This window comes from Patulibacter medicamentivorans (assembly GCF_000240225.1).
Lineage (GTDB): Bacteria > Actinomycetota > Thermoleophilia > Solirubrobacterales > Solirubrobacteraceae > Patulibacter > Patulibacter medicamentivorans.
In genome coordinates, this window is the sequence record NZ_AGUD01000025.1 from 1 (window position 1) to 10686 (window position 10686).

The following is a 10686-nucleotide window of genomic DNA, read 5'->3' on the forward strand; positions in this document are numbered from 1 at the left end:
CGGCTGGCGGCCGGCTCGCCGTCGTCGCGCCACGCCGCGGTTCACGCGCCTCGATCGGCCAGGTCGCGGCCGACGCACGACGCCACGCGGCCGGCCGCATGGCGACTCGCGCGCCTGGCGGCGAGCCGCGTCGGTCCGAGCGCCGCTCGTGGCACCTCGGCGCCTTGGACCCGACCGCCGGCAGCCGCGATCCGACCCTCGTGTCGTCGCCCGGCGAACCACCGCGGAGCCCGCGCACCGCGACCGCCGCCCGGCGGCCAACCCATCGCTCCCCCGTTCCCCGAACCCCACCGAAGGAACCCCCGATGAAGACCCCCTGGAACAGGACCTCACGCGGCCCGCTGGTCGCGGTCGCGGTCGCGGCGGCCGTCGCCGTCGGCGGCGGCGCCGCGCTCGCCGTCGGCCCGCTCGGCACGGCCGACCGCAGCGCCGACCTCGCCGGCCAGATCGACAGCGCCAAGCCGCGCAACGTGATCCTGCTGATCGGCGACGGCACCGACGACTCGATCATCACCGCCGCCCGCAACTACGAGAAGGGCGCGGCCGGTCGCTTCGAGGCGCTCGACGCGCTGCCGTTCACCGGCGACATGACGACGTTCGGGCTGAAGAACGGCCCCGGCCCGACGTATCCGATCAACTACGTGTCGGACTCCGCGCCGACCGCCAGCGGCTGGTCGACCGGCCACAAGACCGTCGACAGCCGCCTGTCGCAGGGGCCGAGCACGGCGGACAGCGTCCCGGGAACCGACTACAAGACCGTCCTGGAGACCTACCGCGAGCAGGGCAAGCGAACAGGCAACGTCTCGACCGCGGCGATCACCGACGCCACGCCAGCGGCGGCCGCGTCGCACATCAACCTTCGTGCCTGCCAGGGGCCGGAGAACATGGCGAACTGCGCTGCGACCAAGAAGTCGAGCGGCGGCAAGGGCTCAGTCGCCGAGCAGCTGGTCGACAACAAGATCGACGTAATCCTCGGCGGCGGACGCAACCGCTTCATGCAGAACACCGACGCCGGCCCGACGGTTCTCGACTACGCGGAGAACCAGCACGGCTACCGCTACGTCGCGACCAACGATGCGCTGGCGGCCGTCACCTCCCTGGAGGGAGGACCGGTCCTGGGGCTCTTCAGCGGCGGCACGGTGGCCGATCCCAAGGCGACGACCGGCGAGAACATGACGCCGCTGTACGACCCCCTCGTCGCCACGGCCCAACCTGGCGCCGGCGGCCCCGATCAGCGGTGCGTCCCCGCCAACCGTGGGACCCAACCGCGCCTGGCCGACATGACGCGCAAGGCGATCGAGCTGCTCGACAACCCGAAGGGGTTCTTCCTGCAGGTCGAGAGCGCGATGGTCGACAAGCAGGAGCACGCCGCCGACGCCTGCGGCGCGATCGGCGACCTGGCCGAGCTGGACCGGGCGACGAAGGTCGCGCTCGACTACCAGGCGGCGCATCCCGACACGCTGATCATCGTGACCGGCGACCACGGCCACTCGACCCAAATCGTTCCGGCCGACGAGCCCTTCAGCGCCAGGACGGCAACGCTGAAGACCGCTGATGGCGATCCGATGAAGCTCGCGTACAACACCAACTACCCCGGAGGCGGTCTCTCGACGACCCACACCGGCACCCAGATCCGCGTCGCGGCCAAGGGCCCGCAGGCGGCCAACGTCACCGGCCTGATCGATCAGACCGACCTGTTCCAGACCCTGCTCGGCCGCGCGCCGAGCACGCTGCCCGGCGGTCCGACGACGACCGTGACGACACCCGGACCGACGACCACGGTCACCGGCCCCACCAAGACGGTCACGGCTCCGGCCGCGACCCCGAAGCCGGGCGCCGGGCTGGCCCTCGGCAGCAGCTCGATCAGCCGCCGGGCGCTGCGCTCCGGCGTCGCGGTCTCGGTCGTCGCCCGCGACGCCCAGACGGTGCGGGTCGAGCTGCGGCGCGGCAGCAAGCGCCTGGCCTCGAAGACGCTCGGCGCGTCGGGCGGCAGCGCGCGCCTGAAGGCGAAGACCGGCAGGGGCACGCTGAAGGTCGTGGTGACGGCCACCGGCAAGGGCGGCACGGCGACCGCCAGCCGCTCGCTGCGGGTCCGCTAGCCCAGCGGAGCGGCGGGTGGCCGGGCGCGTCGCGCCCGGCCACCCGCCCCCGCCGCGCCACCCCGGCGCCGAGCGGGCTGCTTGAATCCCGGGAGCCCTGAGGAGTCGACTAACAGGCTAAGTCGGCGGGTTTTGGTCCCGCAAACCGGGGTTCGAGTCCTCGCTCCTCAGCCTCCCCGAGCCGTCGCAGGCCTGATCCGGGCTCAGTCCCAGGTCAGGCTGGTGCCGACCGCCGCGGGCGGATCCGCCGCCACGCGCGGGATCGCGCCGGCCAGGACCGCCGAGAAGCTGGCGGTGCTGCGGGCGATCAGCTCCAGCAACGTCGAGACCGGGGTCGCCTCGTCGCCGACGCCGTTGGCGTAGTCGGTCTGGAAGCCGAGCAGCGCGTAGGGGATCCCCGCCTCGCCGCAGAGGACCGTCTCCGGCCCCGCGGTCTGGCTGACGGCGCTGACGCCGGCCGCGACCAGCGAGCGGATCTCGGCGCGGGTGTTGAAGCGCGGCCCGTCGACGTGCCCATAGACGCCGCCGTCGGCAGCGGCCAGATCGGCGTCGGCCGCCGCCGCCAGCAGCGCGCGACGCAACGGCTCGCTGAACGGCCCCTCGAAGACCCAGTGCCCGCGGCCGGGCGCGGCGGGCGTGTCGTGGAGCGTGCAGAGGCTGCCGTCGGGCAGCCGGTTGGAGAGGAAGTGGAGGTCGTCGAAGACCAGCAGGCTGCCGAGCGTCGCCGACGGGTCGCAGGCGCCGCAGACGGTCACCGCCAGGACCGCGTCGACCTGCAGCTGCTGGAGCGCCGCGACGTTGGCGCGGTGGGTCACCTGGTGGCTGACCAGCTCGTGGCCGTCGCGGTGGCGGGCCAGGTGGACGATCTCGCTGCCGTCGACGGCGCCGAGCGTGACCGGGACCGCGCCGTGGGCGGTCTCGACCGTCGTCCGCGAGGCGTCCGCCAGCCCCGGCAGCGCGTAGGTCCCTGAGCCCGTGACGACGGCGATCCGCATGGCGGGCGATGCTAGATGACGCTCAGGTCCGCGGCGGCCGGCGCGCGCCGGCCGACCCGCGCCGGGGCCGCGTCTCGCGCTCCCCGAGCGGTGGTCCGTCGTGCTGCCCGAGGCCGAGCACCCGCATCGCCTTCAGCCCCAGGCTCAGCCGCTCGCGGCCGTCGCTGGAGGTCACGTCGAGGCCGCACAGCTCGCGCACGCGCTCGAGCCGGTAGCGGACGGTGTGGCGGTGGGTGAAGAGCCGCTGCGCCGCCGCGGCCACCGAGCCGTCGGCGTCGAGGTAGGCCGTGACGGTCCCGACCAGGTCGGTCTCGTACTGGGCGTCGTAGGCGGCGAGCGGCTCGATCGTCTCGGCGTAGAAGCGCCGCAGCTCGTCGGGATTCTCGCTCATCGCCGACAGCAGCAGGCGGTAGGCGCCGGTCTCCTCGAAGCCGAGGACGGTCGCGTCCGGGTCGCCCTCGCCGACGTTGCAGGCCAGCAGCGCCTCCTGCAGCGCGCGCGGCAGGTCGCCGGGCTCGGCGGTCGCGCGGCCGTGGCCGACGGAGACGCCGTGGCCGGGCAGGACGCCGTCGAGCTCCGTGAAGACGGCGCCGGCGGCGCGCCCGATCGAGTCCTCGGCCGGCGTCGGGACGAGGGCCGCGATCTCGCAGGCGGGGCCGCCCCGCTCGACCGCGCCGACCAGGGCCGACGGGCTGACGGCCCGTGCCCCGCGCTCGACGGCCGCGAGCGCGCGCGCCCGCCAGCCCTCGTCGCCGGAGACGTGCGGGTGGACGCGCACGACCAGCGCGCCGGTCGCGTCGGAGAGGTCCAGGCCCAGCTCGGTCCCGCGACCGACGATCGTCGCGGCATCGGTCAGCTCGCCGACGAGCAGCTCGGTGCAGAAGGTCGCCGCCTCCTCCTGGCTGGCCCGGGCGGGCGCGCGGACCCGCTCGACCTCGAGCGCCAGGACGGTCAGGACCAGCGCGATCACGCCGGCCTCGGGATCGCCGCGGTGCTGCAGGACGACGCTGCCGGCCGGCTCGCCGGCGACGGTCAGCGGCTGCGCCGGCAGCTCGGTGCGGGTCGCCAGCAGCCGCCGTTCCTCGTCGCGCGAGCGGGCGGCCACGGCCAGCACGGCCCCGCCGCGATCCGCGACCACGATCCCGGCGTCGAGCGCCCGCGCAGCGGCCCGGGTCAGGGCCGGCAGTCCGGCCCCGCTCTCGACGGCCTCGGCGATGGCGCCCAGCGGCCCCGTGTCGCTGGCCACCGGAGTCTCGGGCAGCGGCTCGGGCGGCGGGTTCACGTCGCGAATCGTATCGGCCGTGGGTGCAGGGGCTCGTGCCGCTCGGTGATGCCGCGATCAGCCCGGGTCCGGCGGCGATCGGCCGGGGCCCGGAAGGCCGAGCCCGGATCCACGCTCAGCTGAGGAACCTGTCCACGAACGCCAGCCCGACGTAGACCCCGCCGGTGGCGAAGACGGCGACGACGAACGCCGCCAGCACCAGCGCGGCCATCCGCTCCCACCAGGTCGGGTAGATCCGCGCGACGGGCACGAGCACGAGCGTGACGACGGCGCCGACGGCCACGAGGCCACCGACGACGAGCACCAGGTAGGTGACGAACTCGTGGCTCATCCGGCGGGATTCTGACGCAGGTGCGAGACGAACAGCGCCACGAGCGCCACCAGCGCCATCACGGCGGCCGCCAACCCGGCCCCGGCCAGCACGTCGGAGAGGTAGGCCGCGCGCAGCACCAGCGGCGCGCAGCTGATCGCCACCGCCAGGATCACCGCCAGCCCGTTCAGGCCGATCCGGCCGGGGAACCGGCGCAGGACCGGCGTCAGCGCGACGGCGAGGGCGACCCATCCGACCGCGCCGGCGGCGACCGCCGACGGGAAGCTGGAGCCGTCGATCGTCTCGAGCGCGCCCGGAGGCTGCAGGCGGCTCTCGCCGTCGCGGACGAGGGCGGTCACCAGCAGGCCCAGCCCGACCGCGAGCATCAGCGTGACCGCGGTGAAGAACCGCCGGCGCCAGGCCAGGAACAGCGCCCCGAGCAGGGTCACGGCGCCGACCAGCAGCGGCGCGCCGAGCACCAGCCCGACCCGGGCGACGTCCTCGGCGACCCCGATCCGGATCCCGTCCAGCCACTTCAGCAGCCGATCGTCGCCGTGAGTCGTCAGCCTGCCGTCGAGCACGTTCTCGAGCCCGAAGAAGGCGAACGCGCCGACGGTCGCGATCGCCAGCAGCGTCGTCACCTCGAGCCCCAGGTCGCCCGGCGTGATCCGGGCCCAGACGAACCGCGCCGGCCCGGCGAACGGCCGCCACGCCGCACGGGCCAGCCGCCCCGCGCGCGTCTCGCCCGCGTCGTGCAGCCAGCGACGGGCCTGCTCGCGGTTCTCGGGCTCCTGCAGCCAGTGGCCGATGACGAACGCGGCCACGACCAGCGTGACCAGCGTGCCGAAGACGAACGCGCCCTGCTTGGCCCACTTCAGCAGCTGGTCGAGGCTCTGCCAGAAGACGTAGCCGAGGCTCACGAAGAGCGCCGACCAGAGGCCGCTGCCGATCACCGAGTACGGGACGAAGCGCCGCGCCGCGACGCCGCTGGAGCCGAGCACGAACGGCGCGATCGCCCGCACGAAGCCGAGGAAGCGGCCGATCACCACCGCCTTGCCGCCGTGCTTGTCGAAGAACGTCTCGACCTGCGCCAGGCGGTCGGCGGTGATCTTGAAGCGCGGACCGTGCTTCTCCAGGAACGAGCGCCCGAGCCGCCGGCCGAGGAAGAAGCTGGCCATGTCGCCGGAGAAGGCGCAGATCCAGACCACGGTCAGCAGCTCGACGTAGCCGAGCGTGCCCTCGCCCGCGAGCACGCCGGCCAGGATCACGAAGGTCTCGCCGGGCGCGAGCAGGCCGACGAACGCGCCGGTCTCGAGGAACGCCAGCACGCCGACGATCAGGTAGGCCCAGGCCCCGACCGCGTCGCCGATGTCCTCGACGATCTCCTGCAGCGGCAGGTCCTCGAGCGTCGGCAGCTCGACGACGCCGCTGCCGAGGACCGCGCCGACGACGACCGCGGCGACGGTCGCCGGAAGCGCCCAGCGCGGGACCGGACGGCGGCGACGGACGAGGAAGAAGACCAGCGGCGCCAGGATCGCCAGCGCCGCCCACATCGGATGGACCTTGGCCAGCGGCAGCGCCGTCAGCGCCGCCGGAAGCGTCGCCATCACGCCGGGACCTCGATGATCGTGCTGACGGCGGCGCCGCCGGTCGGAACCGCGACCAGCGCGTCGGCGCCGTCCTCGTGCAGACGGGCGACGGCGGCCTGGGCGCGCTCGGCGTCGACGAACCAGCCGATCGTCGTCGGGCCGGAGCCGCAGACCATCGCCCGCTGGGCGCCGACGCCGCGCAGGCGCTCGACGTTGCTGCCGACCAGCGGGCAGAGATCGACCGCGGCGGGCTCCAGGTCGTTGACGCAGAGCGCGTCCGGCAGCGACGGCGGGGCCGGGCCCGTGAGGGTCTGCGCGATCCGCTCGCGCCAGCCGTCGAGCGCCGCCCGGGTGCGGGTCCCGGTCGCCGCGTCGAGCTCGTCGTGGCGGCGGTAGACCGCGGCGGTCGACAGCTCGACGCCGGCGCGCAGCACCACGACCGCGCCGGGCAGCACTCCCGAGCAGCGGATCAGCTGCTCGCCCGCCCCGTGGCCGATCGCCAGGCCGGGCCGCAGCTGGTGCGGGACGTCGGAGCCGAGCGCCGCGGCGAGCTCCTGCAACAGCGCGGCGTCGCCGAGCCCGCTGACGTGCGCGGCCAGCCGCAGGACCGCGCCGGCGTCCGCCGAGCCGCCCGCCATCCCGGCCGCGACGGGGATCCGCTTGACGATGTCGATCGTCCGCGGCGGGGCGTCCCAGCCGGTCGCCTGGCGGAACGCGGTCAGCGCCCGCAGCGCCAGGTTGTCGCCGCCGACGCCGGGACAGCGGACCACGTCCCCGTCCTCGCCGCCGTCGCCGTCGCGACGCGGGCGCAGGACGACCTGGTCGCCGAGCGTCAGCGACTGCATCACCGTGACCAGCTCGTGGCGGCCGTCCCGCTCGCGGACGGGGCCGACGACGAGCGTCGCGTTGACCTTGGCCGGGGCGACGGTCGAGACCGCGGTCCCGTGGTCGGCGCTCATGCGGTCGCCTCCTGCCAGGCCCGGATCTCGCTCGCGGCCGGCGCGTTGCCCTCGAGCGCGGCCAGCGCCGCGCCCAGCTCGACGAACTGGAGGCCCGACAGCCGCTCGGCGCGGACGTCGAGCGGCAGCCCGACCTGCTCGAGCGCCGTGCGCACGTGGTCGCGGCGCTCGGATCCGCCGCCGGCGAGGGAGATCGACCGCGCGAGCGCCTTGCGGCGGTGGGCGAAGCCGGCGTTGACCAGCGCGCGCACGAACGCCGGCGCGGGCGGCCGGACGCGCCGCAGACCCACCAACACGCTGTCGACGTTCGGCACCGGAGCGAACACCGTACGGGATACCCCACGCAGAACGCGCACGTCGCAGCTGAGCTGGGCCAGCGCCGACGGGGCCCCGTAGGCCGAGGTGCCCGGTGCCGCGGCGAACCGCTGGCCGACCTCCTTCTGGACCATCGCGACCCAGCGGTCGACCGACGGCAGGTCCACCACCGAGCGCAGGATCACCCCGGCGGCGACCGAGTAGGGCAGGTTCGAGACGCAGACGGTCGGGGCCGGATCGAGCGTCGAGAGGTCGATCCGCATCGCGTCGGCGAGGTGCAGCTGGACGCGAGGGCGGGCGGGATCGCCTCCCTCCCAGGGGGCCAGCGCCTCGCGCAGCGGCTCCTCCAGGCTGCGGTCCAGCTCGACCACGTGGAGGGCGGCGACGCGCGGCGCCAGGTGCTCGCTGAGGACGCCGAGGCCGCCACCGACCTCGAGCGCGACGTCGTCCTCGCGCAGCTCGGCCAGCCGCGCGATCACGCCGAGGATGTTGTCGTCGACGAGGAAGTTCTGCCCGAGGTCGCGCTTGGGGCGCACGCCGTGGGCCCGCATCCGCCGCAGGCTCGGCTGCGTCGGGCCGTCCTCGCTCACGGACCGACCCCGTCCCACCCGAACAGGCGGGCGGCGTTGGCGGTCACGGCGGCGTCGAGCTGCTCGTAGCTCTGGCCGCGCTGGGCGGCGACGAAGCGCGCGGTCTCGGTCACGTAGGCCGGCTGGTTGCGCTCCTTGCGCATCGGCTGCGGCGTCAGGTACGGCGCGTCGGTCTCGACCAGGATCCGGTCGTCGGGAACCGTCGCCGCGGCCAGCGCCAGATCCTCGTTCCTCGGGTACGTGACGTTGCCGGCGAAGCTGATGTACCAGCCCTGCTCCAGGCACTCGTGCACGCGGTCCGGCATCGAGAAGCAGTGGAGGATCACCGTCACCCCGCCGGCGTGCTCGCGGAGGGTCGCGATCGTCTCGTCGTCGGCCGCGCGGGTGTGGATCACCAGCGGCTTGTCGAGCTCGCGCGCGATCTCGATCTGATCCCGGAAGGCGGCGCGCTGGTCGTCAGGCGACGCGTGGTCGCGGAAGAAGTCGAGCCCGGTCTCGCCGATCGCGCGGCAGCTCGGGTCCGCGGCGAACGCGCGCAGCTCGGCGCCAACCGCGTCGTCGTAGCCGCCGGCGACGTTCGGGTGGCGCCCGATCGCGGCGAAGACCATGTCGAAGCGCTCGGCGGCGGCGAGCGCCTGACGGCAGGTCTCGGTGTCCATGCCGACGGTCAGGATCCGCCGCACCCCGACCTGGCGGGCGGCGGCGACCAGCTCCTCGTCGTCGGGCGCGCAGGAGGAGAGATGGGTGTGGCTGTCGATCATGCGGCGGGCGGCTCGAAGCGGACGGCAGGGGCGGGGCTGGCGGTCGGAGGCCGGCGGTCGGGCGTCGCGGGAGCGCGATCGCCGCCGGCGGGGCGCGTGGTCACGCGTCGCCGACGTCCTTCGGGAACAGCGGCTCCAGCTCGCCGACCGCCGGCGCGGGACCGGCGCCGAGCGCCGCCCCCGACCAGTCCAGGTCGGGACAGCCGATCGCCGCCAGCAGCTTCTCGGTACTGGCCGGCAGCCACGGGTGCAGCAGGACCGCGGTCGCCCGGACCCCCTCGACGAGCGTCCGCAGGACGCGATCGAGGTCGGCCCTCGACGCCGACTCCGCCTTCTCGGCCTTGGCGAGGGTCCACGGCGCCTGCTCCTCGACGTAGCGGTTCAGGCGCCGGACTCGCTGCCAGACGGCGTCGAGCGCCTGGCTGATCTGGCCGCCGTCGAGCAGCCGCGCGACCTCGCCCGGGAGCCCCTCGAACTCGGCGCCGATCGCCGGATCGACCGCCACGTCGGGGGTCTGGCCGTCGCGGTAGCGACGGACCATCGCCAGGCTGCGGGACGCCAGGTTGCCGAAGTCGTTGGCCAGCTCGGTCTCGTAGCGCGAGCGCAGGCCGTCGAGCGAGACCGAGCCGTCGCTGCCGAAGCTGACCTCGCGCAGCAGGTAGAAGCGGACGGCGTCGGCGCCGAAGGTCTCGACCGCCTCGAACGGGTCCAGGACGTTGCCCTTGGACTTGCTCATCTTCGCCCCGTCGACGAGCAGGAAGCCGCCGACCAGCACCTTCTCGGGCACCTCGACCCCGGCGGCCATCAGCAGCGCCGGCCAGTAGATCGTGTGGAACTTGAGGATGTCCTTGCCGATCACGTGGACCGGGGGCCAGTGGCTGTCGGTCAGGTCGTGGCCGGGACGCCCGAAGCGCAGGGCGGTGCGGTAGTTCAGGAGCGCGTCCCACCAGACGTAGAAGACGTGCTCGGGATCCCACGGGACGGTGACGCCCCAGCTGATCGCGTTGCGGCTGAGCGAGACGTCCTGGAGGCCGTTCCTGATGAACGCCAGCGCCTCGTTGCGGCGCACCGCCGGCACGACCCAGTCGGGCCGCTCGGCGTAGAGCTGCTCGAGCTGCTCCTGGAAGGCGGACAGCCGGAAGAACCAGTTGCGCTCCTTCTCGCGGATCAGGGGGATCCCGTGGATCGGGCAGGTGTTGCCCTCGGCGATCTCCGACTCGGTCTTGAAGTCGGCGCACTTGGGGCAGTACCAGCCCTCGTAGTCGCCCTCGTAGACGTAGCCGTTGTCCTTGACCAGGGTCAGGAACTCCTGGACGGCGGCCTTGTGGCGCTCGTCCGAGGTGCGGATGAAGAAGTCGTTGGAGGCCTCCAGCGGACCGCCCATCGCCTCGAACTTCGGCGCGTTCTCGTCGACCAGCTGCTGCGGCGTGATCCCGCGGTCGGCGGCGACGTTGGCGACCGGCTCGCCGTGCTCGTCGGTGCCGGTCAGGAAGAAGACGTCGTCGCCCCGCTGCCGGTGGTGGCGCGCCAGCACGTCGGCGACGATCGTCGAGTACGCGTGCCCCAGGTGCGGCGCCGCGTTCACGTAGAAGATCGGCGTCGTGATCTCGTAGCCCATTCGTGGATCAAGGCTACCGGCGGATCGATCGCGCGCCCGCCTGGCCGAGGGCGACGACCGCCGACAGCCGCCCGCGTGGCTGCCGGCCGGCCCCGCCGACGCCGGCGGACGCTCCCGACCGCCAGCCCGCCGGGCAGGCCGACGGCGGCGAGCGCCAGGCCGATCCAG

Annotated in this window: 9 protein-coding genes and 1 tRNA gene; 2 read left to right on the forward strand and 8 right to left on the reverse strand. The window is 74.3% G+C overall.

The genetic code is table 11. From position 1 onward, the window contains the following. Window positions 1–305: 305 nt before the first annotated feature. A complete protein-coding gene (locus PAI11_RS03495; protein WP_007570898.1) occupies window positions 306–2099 on the forward strand; it encodes an alkaline phosphatase in 1794 nt (597 codons plus the stop codon). A 98-nt stretch (window positions 2100–2197) separates the two neighbouring features. Then, a tRNA-Gln gene (locus PAI11_RS03500) sits at window positions 2198–2270 on the forward strand. Window positions 2271–2302: 32 nt separating this feature from the next. Here PAI11_RS03500 and PAI11_RS03505 read toward each other — a convergent pair. The 8 genes from PAI11_RS03505 to PAI11_RS03540 form a co-directional block, all read right to left on the reverse strand. Beyond that, window positions 2303–3094, reverse strand: coding sequence for an MTAP family purine nucleoside phosphorylase (locus PAI11_RS03505; RefSeq protein WP_007570900.1), 792 nt, complete (start codon window positions 3092–3094; stop codon window positions 2303–2305). 22 nt (window positions 3095–3116) lie between these two features. Beyond that, window positions 3117–4376 carry a PucR family transcriptional regulator gene (locus PAI11_RS03510; RefSeq protein WP_007570902.1) on the reverse strand — a complete coding sequence of 420 codons (1260 nt, stop codon included), beginning with the start codon at window positions 4374–4376 and terminating at the stop codon, window positions 3117–3119. Window positions 4377–4491: 115 nt separating this feature from the next. Next, window positions 4492–4707: a hypothetical protein gene (locus tag PAI11_RS03515; protein ID WP_007570905.1), complete on the reverse strand. Its 216-nt coding sequence runs from the start codon at window positions 4705–4707 to the stop codon at window positions 4492–4494. Continuing rightward, a complete protein-coding gene (locus PAI11_RS03520) occupies window positions 4704–6293 on the reverse strand; it encodes a VTT domain-containing protein (RefSeq protein ID WP_040598096.1) in 1590 nt (529 codons plus the stop codon). Before PAI11_RS03520 ends, PAI11_RS03515 begins: the two co-directional genes overlap by 4 nt. Then, window positions 6293–7234: a 4-(cytidine 5'-diphospho)-2-C-methyl-D-erythritol kinase gene (locus PAI11_RS03525; protein ID WP_007570909.1), complete on the reverse strand. Its 942-nt coding sequence runs from the start codon at window positions 7232–7234 to the stop codon at window positions 6293–6295. Before PAI11_RS03525 ends, PAI11_RS03520 begins: the two co-directional genes overlap by 1 nt. Continuing rightward, window positions 7231–8139 (reverse strand): 16S rRNA (adenine(1518)-N(6)/adenine(1519)-N(6))-dimethyltransferase RsmA, encoded by a 909-nt coding sequence (rsmA, locus tag PAI11_RS03530; protein ID WP_007570911.1) that lies wholly within the window; start codon window positions 8137–8139, stop codon window positions 7231–7233. Before rsmA ends, PAI11_RS03525 begins: the two co-directional genes overlap by 4 nt. Beyond that, the gene (locus tag PAI11_RS03535) at window positions 8136–8900 is read right to left on the reverse strand and encodes a TatD family hydrolase (protein WP_007570913.1); all 765 of its coding nucleotides are present in this window, start codon (window positions 8898–8900) and stop codon (window positions 8136–8138) included. Before PAI11_RS03535 ends, rsmA begins: the two co-directional genes overlap by 4 nt. Before the next feature lie 100 nt (window positions 8901–9000). Further along, a complete protein-coding gene (locus PAI11_RS03540) occupies window positions 9001–10518 on the reverse strand; it encodes a class I tRNA ligase family protein (protein ID WP_007570915.1) in 1518 nt (505 codons plus the stop codon). Between the last annotated feature and the right edge of the window lie 168 nt (window positions 10519–10686).

Coding starts and splice junctions, on each gene's coding strand:
- PAI11_RS03495 (WP_007570898.1), top strand. CDS start 306: ATGAAGACCCCCTGGAACAGGACCTCACGCGGCCCGCTGGTCGCGGTC.
- PAI11_RS03505 (WP_007570900.1), bottom strand. CDS start 3,094: ATGCGGATCGCCGTCGTCACGGGCTCAGGGACCTACGCGCTGCCGGGG.
- PAI11_RS03515 (WP_007570905.1), bottom strand. CDS start 4,707: ATGAGCCACGAGTTCGTCACCTACCTGGTGCTCGTCGTCGGTGGCCTC.
- PAI11_RS03520 (WP_040598096.1), bottom strand. CDS start 6,293: ATGGCGACGCTTCCGGCGGCGCTGACGGCGCTGCCGCTGGCCAAGGTC.
- PAI11_RS03525 (WP_007570909.1), bottom strand. CDS start 7,234: ATGAGCGCCGACCACGGGACCGCGGTCTCGACCGTCGCCCCGGCCAAG.
- PAI11_RS03535 (WP_007570913.1), bottom strand. CDS start 8,900: ATGATCGACAGCCACACCCATCTCTCCTCCTGCGCGCCCGACGACGAG.
- PAI11_RS03540 (WP_007570915.1), bottom strand. CDS start 10,518: ATGGGCTACGAGATCACGACGCCGATCTTCTACGTGAACGCGGCGCCG.